The 16,959-nt window shown below is 63.6% G+C and carries 16 protein-coding genes; 9 read left to right on the forward strand and 7 right to left on the reverse strand.

Annotation, left to right across the window (positions count from 1 at the left end; translation table 11 throughout):
* The first annotated feature begins 120 nt into the window (after positions 1–120).
* Positions 121–2,232 (forward strand): TonB-dependent siderophore receptor, encoded by a 2,112-nt coding sequence (locus QCE62_RS24610; protein WP_309924137.1) that lies wholly within the window; start codon positions 121–123, stop codon positions 2,230–2,232.
* A gap of 77 nt (positions 2,233–2,309) precedes the next feature.
* On the opposite strand, the gene QCE62_RS24615 is transcribed toward QCE62_RS24610, so the two are convergent.
* The 4 genes from QCE62_RS24615 to QCE62_RS24630 all read right to left on the reverse strand — a co-directional run bounded on the left by QCE62_RS24615 (position 2,310) and on the right by QCE62_RS24630 (position 5,729).
* Positions 2,310–3,038 carry an SDR family oxidoreductase gene (locus tag QCE62_RS24615; protein WP_309924139.1) on the reverse strand — a complete coding sequence of 243 codons (729 nt, stop codon included), beginning with the start codon at positions 3,036–3,038 and terminating at the stop codon, positions 2,310–2,312.
* 14 nt (positions 3,039–3,052) lie between these two features.
* Positions 3,053–4,354, reverse strand: coding sequence for an MFS transporter (locus QCE62_RS24620; RefSeq protein WP_309924141.1), 1,302 nt, complete (start codon positions 4,352–4,354; stop codon positions 3,053–3,055).
* Between the two features lie 95 nt (positions 4,355–4,449).
* Positions 4,450–5,208: an SDR family NAD(P)-dependent oxidoreductase gene (locus tag QCE62_RS24625; RefSeq protein ID WP_404987432.1), complete on the reverse strand. Its 759-nt coding sequence runs from the start codon at positions 5,206–5,208 to the stop codon at positions 4,450–4,452.
* Positions 5,205–5,729 (reverse strand): 2,4'-dihydroxyacetophenone dioxygenase family protein, encoded by a 525-nt coding sequence (locus QCE62_RS24630; RefSeq protein WP_309816733.1) that lies wholly within the window; start codon positions 5,727–5,729, stop codon positions 5,205–5,207. The genes QCE62_RS24625 and QCE62_RS24630 overlap by 4 nt, the downstream gene beginning before the upstream one ends.
* A 267-nt stretch (positions 5,730–5,996) precedes the next feature.
* Here QCE62_RS24630 and dld point away from each other — a divergent pair, with 267 nt between their 5' ends.
* Positions 5,997–7,733 carry a D-lactate dehydrogenase gene (gene dld, locus QCE62_RS24635; RefSeq protein ID WP_309924143.1) on the forward strand — a complete coding sequence of 579 codons (1,737 nt, stop codon included), beginning with the start codon at positions 5,997–5,999 and terminating at the stop codon, positions 7,731–7,733.
* A 276-nt stretch (positions 7,734–8,009) separates the two neighbouring features.
* Entirely contained in the window at positions 8,010–9,509 is a 1,500-nt protein-coding gene (locus QCE62_RS24640; protein WP_309924144.1) for an argininosuccinate lyase, read from the forward strand.
* Between the two features lie 16 nt (positions 9,510–9,525).
* Here QCE62_RS24640 and QCE62_RS24645 read toward each other — a convergent pair whose 3' ends face one another.
* Positions 9,526–10,440 carry a LysR family transcriptional regulator gene (locus QCE62_RS24645; RefSeq protein WP_309924147.1) on the reverse strand — a complete coding sequence of 305 codons (915 nt, stop codon included), beginning with the start codon at positions 10,438–10,440 and terminating at the stop codon, positions 9,526–9,528.
* 164 nt (positions 10,441–10,604) lie between these two features.
* On the opposite strand from QCE62_RS24645, the gene QCE62_RS24650 reads away from it, so the two are divergent.
* On the forward strand, positions 10,605–11,930 hold the full coding sequence (locus QCE62_RS24650; protein WP_309924150.1) for an MFS transporter: 1,326 nt from the start codon (positions 10,605–10,607) through the stop codon (positions 11,928–11,930).
* Positions 11,931–11,977: 47 nt separating this feature from the next.
* Here the strand turns inward: QCE62_RS24650 and QCE62_RS24655 are convergent, their stop codons facing one another.
* Positions 11,978–12,232 carry a hypothetical protein gene (locus QCE62_RS24655; RefSeq protein ID WP_309924152.1) on the reverse strand — a complete coding sequence of 85 codons (255 nt, stop codon included), beginning with the start codon at positions 12,230–12,232 and terminating at the stop codon, positions 11,978–11,980.
* On the opposite strand from QCE62_RS24655, the gene QCE62_RS24660 reads away from it, so the two are divergent.
* Both QCE62_RS24660 and QCE62_RS24665 read left to right on the forward strand, forming a co-directional pair.
* The gene (locus QCE62_RS24660) at positions 12,185–12,454 is read left to right on the forward strand and encodes a hypothetical protein (RefSeq protein WP_309925351.1); all 270 of its coding nucleotides are present in this window, start codon (positions 12,185–12,187) and stop codon (positions 12,452–12,454) included. The genes QCE62_RS24655 and QCE62_RS24660 overlap by 48 nt on opposite strands.
* Positions 12,417–12,980, forward strand: coding sequence for a glycine betaine ABC transporter substrate-binding protein (locus tag QCE62_RS24665; protein ID WP_309925283.1), 564 nt, complete (start codon positions 12,417–12,419; stop codon positions 12,978–12,980). Before QCE62_RS24660 ends, QCE62_RS24665 begins: the two co-directional genes overlap by 38 nt.
* A gap of 20 nt (positions 12,981–13,000) precedes the next feature.
* Here QCE62_RS24665 and QCE62_RS24670 read toward each other — a convergent pair whose 3' ends face one another.
* Positions 13,001–13,861 carry an IclR family transcriptional regulator gene (locus tag QCE62_RS24670; RefSeq protein WP_309924154.1) on the reverse strand — a complete coding sequence of 287 codons (861 nt, stop codon included), beginning with the start codon at positions 13,859–13,861 and terminating at the stop codon, positions 13,001–13,003.
* A 284-nt stretch (positions 13,862–14,145) separates the two neighbouring features.
* On the opposite strand from QCE62_RS24670, the gene QCE62_RS24675 reads away from it, so the two are divergent.
* From QCE62_RS24675 to QCE62_RS24685, 3 genes are read left to right on the forward strand one after another with little or no spacing between them, the layout of a single operon-like run.
* Positions 14,146–15,237, forward strand: a complete 1,092-nt coding sequence (locus tag QCE62_RS24675; protein ID WP_309924156.1) for an ABC transporter ATP-binding protein — start codon at positions 14,146–14,148, stop codon at positions 15,235–15,237.
* Positions 15,230–16,147, forward strand: coding sequence for an ABC transporter permease (locus QCE62_RS24680; protein WP_309924158.1), 918 nt, complete (start codon positions 15,230–15,232; stop codon positions 16,145–16,147). The genes QCE62_RS24675 and QCE62_RS24680 overlap by 8 nt, the downstream gene beginning before the upstream one ends.
* Positions 16,148–16,162: 15 nt before the next feature.
* Positions 16,163–16,957 carry an ABC transporter permease gene (locus tag QCE62_RS24685; protein WP_309924160.1) on the forward strand — a complete coding sequence of 265 codons (795 nt, stop codon included), beginning with the start codon at positions 16,163–16,165 and terminating at the stop codon, positions 16,955–16,957.
* The last annotated feature ends 2 nt before the right edge of the window (positions 16,958–16,959 follow it).

Genomic DNA, 16,959 nt, shown 5'->3' on the forward strand with positions numbered 1-16,959 from the left:
CTTCCCGCTGCGCGCGCGCTCCTGGCGACGCGCGAGCCCGACTATTCCTTTTGCTGAACCGAAACCATGAACATCGAACCACGACCGCGGCGAGCGGACGTCGCCGGCACGCGCGCGCCCATGGCACGCTGCGCTCAAATTGCCGCTGCCATGATGTGTGCGGGCCTTGTGAGCGTGCCCGAGGCGCGTGCGGCGGATGCATCGCCGTCCGTCGACGATACCGCCGCCCTGCCCGCCGTCCACGTCAGCGATACCTTCGCGCCCGTCTATGCACCCGGCACGGCCGACAACCTCCTGCGCACCGGCACGCCCTTGAAGGACTACCCGGCATCCGTCCAGGTGGTGCCGTCGGAGATCCTGCAAGAACGCGGCGTCACGCGCATCGACCAGATCGCCGACAACGTCAGCGGCGTGCATGCCGAAGCCAGCTATGGCGGCAATGGCGCCACGTTCTTCAACATCCGCGGCTTCAGCGAGAGCAATGGCCTGCGCGACGGTTTCCGCAACTACGGCTATTACGCCTTCCGCGACGTGCAGAACATCGACCGCGTCGAGATCTTCAAGGGACCGGCGGGCGCGCTGTACGGCGGCGTCGGCGCGGTGGGCGGCTATATCGACACCGTTTCCAAACGGCCCGAACAGGACAACTTCGGCGAAGTCGGGGTCACGGCGGGAACGCATGGTCTCGCGCGCTCGACCGTGGATGTGAACCGCGTCTTGAACGACGAGCTGAGCGTCCGGCTGAATGCATCGGCGGAGAGCAATTCGACGTTCCGCGACAATGCGGGCTATCGCTCATGGTCCTTCGCGCCGGCCATCACGTGGGACAACCACAGCGGCACCTCGGTGACGCTGCTCACCGAGTACAACCACCTGAACCGCGATGGCTTCGATTTCGGCGTGCCAGCGGTGCCCGATTATCAGTCGCTGTCCCGCACCCGCTATTACGGGCTGCGCAGCGGCATGTATCCCGGCATCGACGGCGACTACGGCCGCAACGACACCTTCGCCGAAACCGTGTTGTTCGAACACGCGCTGTCGAGCAACTGGACGCTGCGTTTGTCCGGGCAATACGCCTATGCGCGCCAGCTCTCGACCCAGTCCTTCCCCGACAGCACGACACCCGCCGGCAATCTGCTCGATTACTCCGTCTACAGCGGCGCGAACGAGTTTTCCCGTCAATACTCGGCCCGTGCCGAACTGGCCGGCAAGTTCTTCACCGGCAGCGTGAAGCACGCGTTGCTGGCGGGCGTGGACTACAGCTATCTGAAGATCGGCAGCGGCGGCTCGCAAGTCTCGACGATGTCGCTCGACCTGTTCAATCCGGCCTATCTGTCCGGCCTGACACCGGGCGATCCGCTGCCTGGCCATCAGGGACAGGGCAAGGACTACGGCGTGTACGTGCAGGATCTCGCCGAACTGACGCGGGTGGTCACGCTCCAGGCCGCCTTGCGGGCAGACCGCTTCATCAACCAGGCCGAAGAAGCCGGCCAACCCGCCGGCCACGGCCAGCAGACGACGTTCTCGCCGCGCATCGGCCTGGTGTGGCAAGCCACGCAGAATACGTCATGGTTCGCCGACTGGAGCCGCAGCCATGCGCCGAATGTCGGGCATAGCGGCAGCAACGTGACCTACGACGCCGAAGTGGCGGAACAATACGAAGTGGGCGTCAAGCACGATGTCATCAAGGACCGGCTGAGCGCCAGTCTGGCGCTGTTCGACATCGAGCGGAATCACATCCTCACCACCGATCCCTCCAACCCGTTGCTGGAAGTGCTGACGGGCAAGCAGCGCAGCCGCGGTATCGAGCTCGACGTGGCGGGCAACATCACGCCGCGCTGGAAGGCAATCCTCACCTATGCCTACACCTTCGCGACCGTGACGAGCGACACCACCTACCCCGTCGGCGATGTGCTGAGCAATGTCCCGCGTCACAGCGCGAGCCTCTGGACCGTGTACCGGCTGGAGTCGCTGCCGGGCTTGCAGGTCGGCGCGGGCCTGTACTACGTCGGGTCCCGTGAAGCGACCCTGCCCAACACGTTCAAGCTCGGCAGCTATGTGCGCGCCGATGCCATGGCGTCGTACGAGCAAGGCCGGTGGAAGACGCAGTTGAACGTCTTCAATCTGTTCAACCGCAAGTACTACACCGGCGGCTCGGCGGCGACCTTCGACTACACGTTGATGCCGAGCCCGCCGCTATCGGCACAGGTGACGGTTGCTTACCGGTTCTGAACGCGCTTGCAAAAAAGAACGGTCTCGCCCTGCCCTCCGGCAGATGCGAGACCGCTTGCACGAGCAGGTGATGAACCTCAGGAAACGAGATAGCCGCCATCCACCGGCACGATCGCGCCGGTCATGAACGAAGCAGCCGGCGTGCACAGGAACGCTGCCACTTGCGCGACTTCTTCCGGCAAGCCCCAGCGCTTCATCGGCGTGCGCTCGAGAATGGCTTGCGAGCGGCCGTCGTCGTTCTGCAATGCCTGCGTAAGCGGCGTCGCGATCCAGCCCGGCGCAATCGCGTTCACACGAATGCCGTCCGCCGCATACGCGATGGCCAGCGACTTCGTCAGTTGCGCCACCGCGCCCTTGCTCGCGCTGTAACCCGGCACCAGTCCGCCGCCGAAGAAGCTCAGCATCGAAGCCGTGTTCACGATGCAGCCCGACGATGCCTTAAGCAGCTCACGCGCCGCCGCGCAAATGCGCATCGTGCCGTTCAGATTGATGTCGAGCACGCGCTCGAAGACCTCGGGTTGATGCTCTTCAACGCGGCTGATCACGCCCGCGCAGTTCACGACGATATCGAGCCGCTCGAACGAGCCGATCAACGCAACGATCTCGTCATTCGAGCGCACATTGAGCGTGGCCTTGCGCACGACGGGCGCGAGGACGTCGGGCACGTCGCCCGGAGGCGGCAGGCCCGCCGCGACGACGCTCGCGCCCATCTCGGCGAGCCGGTTCGCAATCGCCGCGCCGATGCCCGAGAATCCGCCCGTCACGAGCGCGGTCTTGCCTGCGAAGAGGTTATTGGAGAATGTCATGATCGATGCCTTGCTTATGAAACCGAGGGAACGTGCGTGCTGGCCTGCTGCGGCGCCACTTCGCGCACCACGAACAGGTACACGAGGGCGGCGGCGAATGCGACCGCTGCGCTGATGAGCAGTGCATTGACGAACGAATGCGTCTGATCCACCACGATGCCCGTGATGACCGGCGCAAACGAGCCGCCGAGATAGCCGCCGAAATTCTGCATGCTGCCGAGCGAAGCCACGAGGTGACGCGGCGCCGCCACGGTCACCAGCGCCCAGGCGCTGCCGCTGGCGAGATTCACGAAGAACATCGCGAGCGAGACGTAGGCGATCGCCATGGCCGTGCTCGGCGTGTACGCGGCCGGCACGGTGAACGCCGCCGCGCCGATCAGCCCGATGCACACCGGCCACTTGCGGCTGCGGATCGGCGCCATGCCCCGGCGCAGCAGATAGTCCGCGATATAGCCGCTGCCGCCCATGCCGAGCGTGCCGAAGATATACGGGATCGACACGAGCCAGCCGGTCTTCGCAATGCTCAGGTGGCGCTCATGTTCGAGATAGCCGGGCAGCCAGGTCAGATACAGCCACACCATGTAGATGACGCCCATGAAGCCGAAGATCATGCCCCACGTGTTGCGCAGCTTGAAGAGCGCGCCCCACTCCTTGAAGCTCAGGCCCTTGTTCGGACGCGCTTCGGTCTTGGCGTTCTGGTCGAGCCATTCGGTCTCGTCCTGCGTCAGCGTGACTTCATCGCGATTGCGATACCACACGTACCAGCCCACCGAGACCAGCACGCCGAGCACGCCCATGATGACGAACATCGTGCGCCAGCCGAACGACAGCATCAGCACCGTGAGCAGCGGCGGCGCGATCATCGGCGCGATGGTCGAGGACGCGATGAAGGTGCCGGTCGGCCCGCCGCGCTCATGCACGGCGAACCATTCGTTGACCACCTTCGCGCCGGCCGGGAACAGCGGCGCCTCGGCAATGCCGAGAATCGTGCGCGCGAACAGGAAGTGATTGAGCGACTGGATGAAGCCGCCCGCCATCTGCGCGACGGACCACACCAGCATGCCGAGCCCGAGCATGGCGCGCGAGCCGAAGCGATCGAGCATCGCGCCGACTGGCAATTGCGCGAACGCATAAGCCAGCGAGAACGCGGACAGCAGCAGACCGATCTGCGCGCCGCTCAGGTGCAATTCCTCGCTGACCGAGTGATTCGCGATGGACAGCGTGGTGCGGTCCAGATAATTGACGATGCCTGCGATCGTCAGAAAAACGACCGCGATAACCTGCGTGCGTTTCAGGCGCTTCGATTTCTGAAGCATGAGTGTCCCCTCGACTTGCGTTGTGGTGTCCAGCGTGGTTCAGGTCAGGTCCGGCATGCGTGACGGGCCGTCCGGCGGAGGCCCGCTGGCCGCTATCAGTATGTGGCGCGGCCGCCCGAGAGATCGAAGATCGCGCCCGTGCTGAAGGTGCAGGAATCGGAGCAGAGCCAGAGCGCCAGCTGCGCGACTTCGTCGACGGTGCCGAGGCGGCCCATCGGGCTCTTGTCGATCATCGTCTGCACGTGGGCCGGCGACATCTGGCCGAGCAGCGGCGTTTCCACCGCAGCCGGCGCGATGCCGTTCACGAGCACGCCCGTCTTCGCGAGTTCCTTGCCGAGCGACTTCGTCATCGCGATCACGCCGGCCTTGGCCGCGCTGTACGCGGATGCGTTGGGCGTGCCTTCCTTGCCCGCCAGCGACGCGATATTGACGATGCGGCCCTGCCCCGCGCGGCGCATCTCGGGCACGACGAAGCGGCTCACGTGAAACGTGCCGATCAGATTGATCTCGACGATGCGTTGCCACTCGTCGGGATCGTAATCATCGAGCGGCGCGGTGGAACCGGCGAAGCCCGCGTTGTTGACGAGGAAGTCGATGCGGCCATGACGCGCCAGCGTGGCGTCGAGCGCGCGCTGGATCGACGCGGGATCGGCGATGTTCACCTGGCATTGCGAGGCGGCGGGCGTGGCGTCGTCGGGGCCGGGCGCAAGATCCCAGTTGACGACGGTGGCGCCCTGCTTCGCCAGCGAGTCGCAGACCGCGCGGCCGATGCCGCCGGTCGCGCCCGTCACGACAGCCACGCGCCCCGCGAAGTCATAAGTCGCGAGCGCAGCCTGGGCGGAATGCATGTTCATCGGATGAACTGGTCGACGTAGTCTTCGCCCAGGCCGACCTGCGCGTAGTGCTTGCGGCACATGTCGATCTTCGTGAAGACGTCTTCGTAGCCGGTGTAGTTGCCGTACGGATCGCAATAGAACATCACGCCGTTGACCTGGAAGTACGTGATCATCTCTTCGACGTCTTCAGGCACGTACAGCGTATGCGTCTCGCCCGGCGGCTCGTAGACATAGCTGCCCTCCGTGGCGGTCCATTCGTGTTCCAGATACTTCCAGCGCCCCTTCAGCACCATGCCGTGCACGCCTTGCGGATGGCGGTGCCGGCTCAGCACGCCCGACTTGCGCACGCGCAGCAGGTTCATCCAGTAACCTTGCGATGCATTCAGGCACAGCGGACGGAACGACACGTTCTCGGCCTGCGGCACCCACACGCGTTCATCGGTGGGAATGGCGAACGGGACAACGACTTCCTTTTGCGCTTCCTTCGGGAAAGGCAGCTGGTAAGGCGTCATCGGATTGGTTTCGACGATCGTGGGCATGGATATCTCGTTTTGAAGTCCGATACGGGTGATCTGCGTGCCGGAACGTCTTTGCAGCGACGTCCATAATACGGACACGTAAATCACGATATGGACAATTATCCGGTGCGCTGTTGATGCCGGTCAAGGCTAGGGTATTCCCTGACCGCCTCGCCTCCACCGTCAAGGCTTCGCAAGGACGCATGCTAGGATCGACGCAAGCCCCGTCCATGGCGACGACAGCGCGACGTGACCCCGCGACCCCGCGACCACAACGAATCGTTCAACATGCAAGCACTCATCCAGTCGCTCGGCGATATCGTCGGCAGCAAGTTCGTGTTCACCGGCGCCACTGAAACGCGCCGCTTCAGGCAGGGTTATCGCTACGGCGGCGGCGCGGTGCTGGCTGCCGTGCAACCCGGTACATTGGTTGAAATGTGGCGCGCGTTGCAAGCGTGCCACCAGGCCAACATCATCGTCATCTGCCAGGCGGCCAATACCGGGCTGACAGGCGGATCGACTCCGGCGGACGAAGGTTATGACCGCCCGGTCATCATCATCAACGGCATGCGGCTGCGCCGGCTCGATCTGATTCGCAACGGCGAACAGGTGGTCTGCCAGCCCGGCGTGACGCTGGATCAACTGGAAAAGCGCTTGCAGCCGCTCAGGCGCGAGCCGCATTCGGTGATTGGTTCGAGCTGCATCGGTGCTTCGGTGACGGGCGGCATCTGCAACAACTCGGGCGGCTCGCTGATCCGCCGCGGTCCCGCGTTCACGCAGTTGTCCATTCACGCGCGCATCACGGCGGACGGGGAACTGAAGCTCGTCAATCATCTGGGCATCGACCTGGGCGATTCGGCCGAAGCCATCCTCGCGCGCCTCGATGCAGGCGAGCTACCCGACGATATTCCGGCTGCCGCCGGGCTGCTGGCATCGGATCATGAATACAGCACCCATGTGCGCGACATCTCGGCTGCCACGCCCGCGCGCTTCAACGCGGATCCGCGCCGGCTCTACGAAGCGTCCGGCTCCGCGGGACATCTCGCGGTGTTCGCGCTGCGGCTGGATACCTTCCCGGCGGACGAACACACCCAGGTGTTCTATGTCGGCAGCAACGATCCGGCCGAACTCGAGACGATCCGCCGCGACATTCTTGCGGACTTCGAGAGCCTGCCGATAGCGGGCGAATACATGCATCGCGGCGCGTTCGACATTGCCCGCCGCTATGGCAAGGACATGTTCCTGTATATCCGCAAGTTCGGCACCGACAAGGTGCCGCATGCGTTCGCGGCGAAGAGCCGCTTCGACGGCTTCACCGAAAAGGCCGGCCTGGGCGGTGCGATCAGCGACCGGTTGTTGCAGGCCGCGAGCCGGCTGTTGCCCGAGCATCTGCCGCGCAGGCTCATCGAGTACCGCGACCGCTTCGAGCATCACTTGCTGCTGAAGATGGGCAATGACGGCGTGCAGGAGGCGCGCGCGTATCTGCAAGCGCGCTTCCCGACGCAGCAAGGCGACTACTTCGAATGCACCGACGAGGAAGGCAAGGCGGCGTTCCTCAACCGCTTTGCGATCGGCGGCGCGATGGTCCGTTATCGCGCGGTGCATCCGCGCACCGTGGAAGACATCGTGGCGCTCGACATCGCCCTGCCGCGCAATACCACCGACTGGTTCGAGCGCCTGCCGCCGGAGATCACGAAGGACATCGAGTTCACGATGTACTGCGGCCATTTCTTCTGCCACGTGCTGCACCAGGAGTATCTGGTGAAGAAGGGCGTGGACTGCGACCGCGTCAAGGACACCATTCTTGCGCTGCTCGCCGCGCGTGGCGCGGAATATCCGGCCGAGCACAACGTCGGGCATCTGTACGAGGCCAAGGCTTCGTTGCGCGAGTTCTACGAGCAACTCGACCCGACGAACTCGTTCAATCCTGGCATCGGCAAGACATCACGCGTGTTCAACTGGGGCAAGCCGGGGTATGCCTGTGCTTGCGAAAGCGAACATGAGGGCGTGCAGCACGCGCCCTGATCGTGTCGGAGCTCGATTGCTGAGGGTCATTGAGACCCCATGGGCCTATACGAAGCCGGGCTGTATCGCGCGGGGCGGAACGCGTCGGTCCATTAAAAAACGGAATGCGTTCCGGATTTTATTAACGGAGCGCGGCCTCGATTCGGGATATTCGTCGCTTGAGGTTTGCGCGTCGCAGCTTCGGGCTTACGCGATTAGAATCGCTGTCTTGGCGACGAGCCGCAACAACTTGCGGACTCCGTCGTGCCCACTGAAGCGACCAGAACAAACGAGACCATGCTCAGAAAAAAAGTCTTACCACTCGCTTTCGCGATTCTTTTCCATGCATTGCCGGCGGCAGCCCAGCAGACGCCGAACCGCGACGAGTTCTACTGGCTCGGCGAGATCAACAAGGCCAGCGCGGTCATCAATACGCAAGAGGGGTTGCTGGACAAGTCGCTGGCGCCCGGCATCGCAGCGGGCCTTGCCAAGGTGCTTCACGATGGCGATCAACCCGGCGGCAAGCGCCCGTCCACGGTGATCACCTTCGAGCCGCTGATGATCCAGGCAGCAGGCATGGATGTCACGCTCCTGCACGCGGGACGCTCGAGCCAGGACATGCACGCAACCTACCGCGCGGCGATCCTTCGTGACGACATGCTGCGCCTCGCCGATCAGTTGAACCAGACCGCCACGACGATCGTGGCGCTCGCACAGAAGCACGAACACACCATCGTGCCGAACTACACCAACGGCGTCGCGGCGCAGCCGAACAGCTACGGTCACTATCTGCTGGGCTATGCGGCCGCGCTCGATCGTGACGCGCAACGCATTCGCGAAGCCTATGCACGCATCGATCTCTCTCCGATGGGAACAACCGTCCTGAACGGCACGAGCTGGCCGCTGGATCGAACGCGCATGGCAGCGTATCTGGGGTTCGCCGGCATCGTCGACAACGCTTACGATGCGCATCAGATCGCCGCGGTCGATCATCCTGTCGAAGCGGGCGCGATCGTCACGAGCATCGCGCTTCATGCGGGGAGCTTCATCGAGGATGTAATGACGCAGTACGCGCAGCCGCGTCCCTGGATCCTCTTGCAGGAGGGCGGCAACAACACCTATGTGTCCAGCGCAATGCCGCAGAAGCGCAATCCGGGCTTGTTGAATTCGACCCGCGCCGATGCCTCCACCGCCATCACGCTCGCCATGGGCCCGGTGATGCGCGCCCACAATCTGCCTCCGGGCATGCCCGACGCGAAGGAAGTCCGCGACAACAAGGAGATGGTGAACAGCGCGATCACGGTCTTGCGAAAGTGGAATGCGATCCTCAATGCGCTGGTGATCGATCAGGGCCGCGCGCTGGAAGAACTGAACAGCGACTGGACCGCTTCGCAGGAAGTCGCCGACGTGCTGATGCGCAAATACAAGCTGCCGTTCAGACTGGGACATCACTTTGCTTCGGAGGTCGTGGAATACGCGCGAGCGCACGACATCAAGCCCAGCGACTTTCCCTATGACCAGGCACAGCGGATTTATGCGGAAACCACGCAAGGGTACGGCAATGGCGTGCTGCCCATGAGCGAGGCGGAATTTCGTTCGACGCTTGATCCGGTCGCCATCGTCAATAACCGGCGCACCTTGGGCGGTCCTCAACCAGCCGAGATGACGCGCATGCTCACCGAGGCGAAAGCGAAGCTTGCGCAACAGGATCAATGGATCAAGGAGAAGCGTGCGCGGATCGATGCATCGCTGAACCGGCTCGACCGCGACTTCGACACGCTCCTGAGCAGCCGCTGAGGCATCTTCAGGATGCTCAGCGCCGCCCCGTCAGCGCGAACTCGGTGGTCGTGACGGCGTCGGCCAGATAATCGACGAACGAGGCGATCCGTGCCGAGATCGCCGTGTTGCGGTAGTAGACGGCGTTGATGGGCTGCCGCACTTCCTGCGTGTGCCGCGCAAGGATCTGCACGAGCTTGCCTTCGCGCCGGTCGCGCAGGGTCATGAAGTCCGACAGGCATACGATGCCCTGTCCTTCCAGCGCGAGATGCCGCAGCGTCTCGCCGCTCGAGGACGCGATAGCCGGCGTAATCCGATACGGCTCGCTGTCCCGTGCCGAAAGCGGCCACACATTGAGCGACTCGGGCTGGGTGAAGCCGAGCAGCGCATGGCCCGCGAGTTCGTCGACGCGCTTCGGATGCCCATGCGCTTCCAGATATCGTGGCGACGCGAGCACGCGGATCCGGCTGCTGCCGATCGGGCGGCTGTGCAGCGTCGAATCCTTCAGCCTGCCGATGCGGATCGCGACGTCGGTGCGGCGTTCCAGCAGGTCGATCACCCCTTCATTGCTGTTCAGTTCCAGTTCGACGTGCGGATAGCGTTCACGGTATCCGGCGAGCAGCGGCACGATCACGTGCAGCATGAACGGCGTCGCGGCATCGACGCGCAACAATCCGGACGGCCGCTCGCGGCGCGCAGCAATCTGCTCTTCGGCACGTTCCACCGCATCGATGATTTCACGTGCGTTCTGAAGAAAACTCTTGCCTTCGTCCGTCAGTTCCAGCCGGCGGGTGGTTCGCCTCAGAAGCGTGGTCTGGAGTTTTTCTTCGAGCCGGCCCAAAGTCCGACTTGCGCCGGAGACGGTCTGATCCAGTTGCTCCGCGGCGGCAGTGATGGAACCCGTGTCGACCACGGCGGCAAAGGTCTGAAGCTCGTCGAGCGTGACTTTCATCGTTGATTATTTTTCAAGGATGTTCCGGTTATAGACTAGCTTCCTCGCAAAAGTAAAGCCGGTCCGCACGCCGCCGATTAAGAAAAAAAGCGGAAGATGCCGTTCCACCCAGAAAGCGCCGCGCGCGTTACCCTTCGACGGCGGCCCACTCTTCGATTCCGAACATGGTCAGGTCCTTGCTGACGAACCTTGTTTCCGGAACGCATCCGCCTGACGAAGACCATGTGCTCGATCGCAAGATCACCTGGCGCATCGTGCCCTTCCTGTTCGCCTGCTTTGTCGTGCTGTTTCTGGAACGGATCAACGTCGGCTTCGCGCAGCTTCAGATGAAGCACGATCTCGGCTTCACCGACGCGATGTACGGGCTCGCCGCCGGCGTCTTCTATCTCGGCCATGTCATCTGCGAAGTGCCGAGCAACATGCTGCTTGCGCGCTTCGGCGCGCGCAAGACGTTCCCGCGCATCATGCTTTTTTCCGGAATCACGGCCATGGGCACGATGCTGGCCTCCACGCCGTCGGCGTATTTCGCGCTTCGCTTCATGCTCGGCGTGTTCGAGGCGGGGTTCTTCCCGGGCATCATCCTGTACATGACCTACTGGTTTCCCCCGCATCGGCGCGCCGGCATCATGTCCGTCTTCATCGCGGGTGTCGCCACCGCCGGCATGCTTGGCGGATTGTTCTCCGGATGGATCATGCGCGACATGAACGGCATGCTCGGACTCTTCGGCTGGCAATGGATGTTTGCGCTCGAAGGCTTGCCCGCGGTTGCCCTCGGCCTCGTCGCGCGAGTGTGCCTGGCCGATTCCCCGGCTCAGGCAAACTGGCTCTCCGAGGCTGAAAAGACGCGTCTGGGCGCGATGCTTGCCTTGCAGGCGTCGGCCACGCGCGCGAGCAGTACACGCGCCATCACCGCGAATCCGAAGGTGTACCTGTTCGCGTTCGTCTACTTCACGCTGACCTGCGCATCACTCACGCTCAACTTCTGGCTGCCGCTGACGATTCGCGACTTCGGCGTCGATGACGTCGCGCTCGTCAGCCTGTATTCCATCATTCCGAATGCGATCGGCGTCGTCGGCCTGATCGTCATTGCAAGGCATTCCGACCATACCCGCGAGCGCCGCTGGCATTTCGTGTGGTGCACGGCCGGCGGCGCCGCCGCACTCGGTGCGCTGACGCTGCGTCCGCACAGCCTCGTGGTCATGCTGGGCTTGCTCACCGTGGCATGCGTGTCGATCTATGCGGCGTTGCCGGTGTTCTGGGCCGTCCCGCCGACACACTTCGCGGCCCGCGACACGGCGGCCGGCATCGCGCTCGTCAGCAGCATCGGGATCACGAGCGGCATCATCAATCCATGGGCAATCGGTATCGTCCGCAGCAGAACGGGCAGCCTCGATGACGCCATCCACATTCTTGCGCCGCTGCTCCTGCTGAGCGGCATCGTGCTGCTGGCGGCCGTGAGGCCTGCGCATCGACGCGACCGGGCTACATGATTCCGGCACTTGCGACAATGGAATCGGCGCGTGCAGCCATCCGGTTTTTATCGCGGTTCCATTCCGCTTTTTTCCGGAACAAACCGGCTCTTTAAAAAGCGGAATGCCTGGACGCTGTTTTCTGACGCCTTGCCAGAACGCACTGAGCCCACGGCCCAGGGTGTGAAGCGCGCTAGCCTGTATGAAGGCGCCGGACTTCTGCCGCGCTTGCCATGGGTCGCGCGTTCTTGCGCATCGAAGCGGAGGAGCGTCAGATGGAACATCAGCCGGAAAACGCCCGGAACCTGGGTCATGTCGGCCATGCGCCTCTGAACCATGGCCGGCGCGCACTGATGATCGCGGCGGCGGGATCGATGTTCACATGTGTGGCGGCGCAGACGCAACCGAAGAAGCTCCAGACCATCGCCCTCGGACAGATATCGCTCAGCTTCTGGACACAACGAATACTGGACCGAATACGGCCGGAACGCGCAGGAAGTCGCGGAGCTGTATCAGGGCGCACGCTTTTTCTGGGCCGTGCCTGACTATGTTCCGGCGACGGAAATCCACTCCATCGCCGATCTCGCCAGGCCGGACGTGATGAAAACGATGAACCTGTCCATCCAGGGCATCGGCGCCGGCGCGGCGATCACGAGACTCTCGGAGATCGCCATGGACGAGTACAACCTGGAGGAGCTGGGCTATCGCTTCCAGCCAGGTTCGCAAGGCGAATGGATCGCCGCTCACGACGCCGCGCTCGCTCAGCGTCAACGCTTCATCTTCCCGACCTGGACGCCGCAATACCTCAACAACGGTGGCCGCTTGCGGCCGCTCGACGATCCTCTGCACGTGCTGGGCGGTGAGAATCGCGGTTCGCTGGTGGCGCCGCACGCGCAGCTAAAGATGCTTCCGGAGCGAACGGTGCGCGTGCTTTCGCGCATCCGGCTCGGAATCGACGGCGTGACGCAAATGGACTGGCTGGTGAACGTTCAGAAAAAAACGCCGCTGGAAGCCGCGCGTGCGTGGATGCGAGCCAACGATGCGCTCGTCTCCTCATGGTTCGCCGCCTGACCGGGCACACAAACCCGGGATCAATCTCCCGATCCGGATAACGGCTTCGTCGCCATCGCGCGCGTCAGGCCGTGTACCGGCCGCCGCACGGCGACATCGAACGGATTGATCTGCTGGCCGAGCGCCTCGGCCTGGCGTCGCAACAGTTCGACCACCATCGGCAGGCGGTCTTCGCCAAGGCGCGTGGACAAGGTGCCGACGCTCAATGCGCCGATCGCAAGGCCCGAGCGGTCGAGAATCGGCACCGCAACGCCCGCCATTCCGTCGATCAGACCGCTGTTGCGCCCCGCGTAGCCCTGCGTGCGCACCCGTTCGATCTCGGTGCGCAAATAGACTTCGTCGAATACGCCATAGCTGTGCAGACGCGGCACGTTGAAGCGAATGATCTCTTCACGCTCCGCTTCGGGCTGGAATGCGAGTATCGCGAGGCTGCCCTGTCCGACGCCCAGCGCCACGCGTCCGCCCACATCGCCTGTGAAGGAGCGGATGGGAAACGGACCTTCGCAGATGTCGAGGCACACCGCATCGAAGCTGCTCTTCACCAGCAGGAAGATGGTTTCGCCGAGTCCCGAACACAACCTCAAGAGTGCGGGCCTGCACAGCGCGCGCATGCGGCTCGGGTTGCCTGCCTGCGCGGCGAGCGAGAAAAAATCGACGCTCAGCCGATAGCGCTTGCTGCCCTCGTCTTGCTCGACCACCCCTTCCGCAATCAGCGCATGGAGAATCCGGTGCACGGTGGCCTGTGTGAGGCCGACAGCTTTCGCCAGCGCCGTGACGCGGCTTCCTTCCACCTGATCGTTGCCCAGCGCCCGGATCACGGCGAAGGCACGCTGCAGCATGCCCGCGCCGGGCGTTCCGTTTTCTTCGTCCGTTACCTGCATTCTTGCCTCTCCGATTCCATTAAACGGAATAACCGCGCCGTGGCTTCCATTGACCTGATGCACGTGGACACTCAACCCCGGCGCGGTGCTCCGGGATTACCCACATACCGCCCAGCGAAATTTTTTCCAGAACATCGCTTCGATAATTTCATTAATCGAAATCTAAACGCAGATTCCAATCAATGGATGGAATTTTAAATTGACCGGGCGAAATTTGGCTGGCTAGAGTCGCTCCATCGCAATCAAACGGATGTCGCCATGCAGGCGCACCGAAGGGGCTCGCCGTGTCGTTTCTCACCTTGACCGATCTGTCGAAGTCATTCGGCGATCTGCACGCCGTCGCCGACGTCAACCTGTCGGTCGAGAAAGGCGAATTCGTCTCGCTGCTCGGGCCGTCAGGCTGCGGCAAGACCACGACGCTGCAAATGATCGCCGGCTTCATCGAGGCCACGCGCGGACGCATCATGCTCGATGGGCGCGACATCACCCACATGCGGCCGAACCGGCGCGGTCTCGGCATCGTGTTCCAGAGCTATGCGCTGTTCCCGCACATGAGCGTCGAACAGAACGTGAGCTTCGGCCTGGAGATGCGCGGCATCGACCGCGCCGAGCGCCGTGAGCGCGTCAAAGAAGCGCTCTCGCTCGTGCGCCTCGATGCCTACGCGCACCGTTTTCCCCGTGAGCTGTCCGGCGGCCAGCGTCAGCGCGTCGCGATCGCGCGCGCCATCGTGATCGCGCCGCCGGTGCTGCTGCTCGACGAACCCATGTCGAACCTCGACGCCAAGCTGCGCGAGGACATGCAGTTTGAATTGCGCGGCATCCAGCGCAAGATCGGCACGACGACCATCATGGTCACGCACGACCAGTCCGAGGCGCTGTCCATCAGCGATCGTGTCGTCGTGATGGAAGCGGGCCGCATCACGCAGGTGGACTCGCCGTATCGCGCCTACGAGCGGCCCGAGACGAGCTTCGTGTCGCAGTTCATCGGCAAGGCGAACATGCTGCATGGAAAGATCGTGGCGCGCGATGGCGACGCGATCCGCATCGACCTCGGTCACGACCTCGCGGAAACCGGCACGAGCTCGCAATTGCCGGAACGCGAGCGCGGCATCGGCGTCGGCGCCGCGATCACGGTCTGCATCCGTCCGGAGAAGCTCCGGCTCGGCGCGGCGGGCAGCGGACGTCTGCCGGGTCGCGTGACCAGCCGCTTCTTCCTCGGCAGCCAGTGGCTCTATCGTCTCGACAGCCGCGCCGGCGAAATGCTCGTGTGCTGCCAGAACCACGGCGACGACCCGCTCGAGGAAGGCGCGCAGGTGGGCATCGACTGGAACACGGAATCGATCCGCTTCATCCAGCAGGAGGCCGCCCGTGGATAGCACGCTGCGCTCCTCCAGCCCCACCGCGACGCCCGACCCGCAAAACACGCGACGCGCGCCGTGGCACGCGTATCTGCCCTTGTGGCTGATGAGCGCGCCCGCCCTGCTGCTGTTCTGCGTGCTCGTGATCGTGCCGCTCGGCATGACGCTCGCACTGACGTTCTATCGTTTCGATCCGTCGCTCGGCCCGGTGGCGGCATTCGATCTGCATAACTACGCCGAGGTGCTCGGCTCGTCGTACTTCCACACGATCTTCCTGCGCACCTTCGGCATCGCCGCGCTCGTGACGGTGCTGTGCATCGCGATCGGCACACCCGAGGCCTACATCCTGTCGCGCATGGGAGATCCCTGGCGCTCCCTCTTCCTGCTGGTGATCCTCGCGCCGCTGCTCGTTTCGGTGGTCGTGCGCGCGTTCGGCTGGAGCATGCTGCTCAACGTGAACGGTCTGGTGAACCAGTTGCTCGGCGTGTTCGGCATGGGGCCGTACAAGCTGCTCTATACGACCTTCGCGATTGTCATCGCGCTCGTGCACGTGATGCTGCCGTTCATGGTGATTCCGGTCTGGACCGCGCTGCAACGGATCGATCCGCAAACCGAGAACGCCGCGCTGTCGCTGATGGCCTCGCCCGCCGTCACCCTGCGGCGCATCGTGCTGCCGCAACTGGTGCCGGGGATCCTGTCGGGCAGCCTGATGGTGTTCGGCCTCTCCGCGAGCGCGTTCGCTATTCCGGGCCTGCTGGGCGGACGACGCCTGAAGGTCGCCGCAACCACCGTGTACGACCAGTTCCTCAGCTCGATGAACTGGCCGCTCGGCGCGACCATCGCGGTGCTGCTGCTGATCGCCAATCTGGTCGTGATGCTCACTTATTACCGTGTGCTCGAGCGGCGCTATGCGCGCAGCATGGGCTGAGCGAGACGAATCATCATGCGTAAAAACGGTCCCATCGCCCTCGCGTTCCACACTATCGTCATTCTCTTCGTGCTCGCGCCGCTCGCTGTCGTCGTGCTGGTCGCATTCACGCCCGAAGAGACGCTCACGCTGCCCACCCATGCACTGTCGCTGCGCTGGTTCCGCGCGATCCTCGACTATCCGGATTTCATTTCGGCTTTTTTCAACAGCGTCAAGCTCGCTTTTGCATCGGCGACGCTTTCGCTCGTCATCGCGTTGCCGGCGGGACTCGCGATTGGCCGCGGGCGCTTTCCGGGCAGAAATTTCCTGAACGCGTTGTTGCTTTCTCCGCTCGTGATTCCCGGCCTTGTGCTCGGCATCGCCATGCTGCGTTTCTTCGCGATGATCGGTGCAACCGGTTCGTTCGCGTGGCTGATCCTCGCGCACATGATCGTCATCACGCCGTTCGTCATGCGGCTCGTGCTGGCTTCGGTGACCGGCATGGACCGTAGCGTCGAGCATGCAGCGGCGTCGCTGGGCGCGGGCGCATGGACCACTTTCCGCCGCGTCACCTGGCCGATGATCCTGCCCGGCATCACCGGCGGCTGGCTGCTCGCGTTCATCAATAGCTTTGACGAGCTGACCATGTCCGTCTTCGTCACGTCGCCCCAGACCATCACGCTGCCGGTGCGCATGTACATGTACGCGACCGAATCGATCGATCCGATGATGGCCTCCGTGTCCGCGCTGGTGATCTTCATCACTGCCGGGGCCATGCTCATCCTCGATCGCGTGTATGGGCTCAACCGCATTCTGATCGGCCAGCACTGAAC

Origin of the sequence: Caballeronia sp. LZ033 (assembly GCF_031451265.1) — a bacterium.
In the GTDB taxonomy this organism is placed as follows: domain Bacteria; phylum Pseudomonadota; class Gammaproteobacteria; order Burkholderiales; family Burkholderiaceae; genus Caballeronia.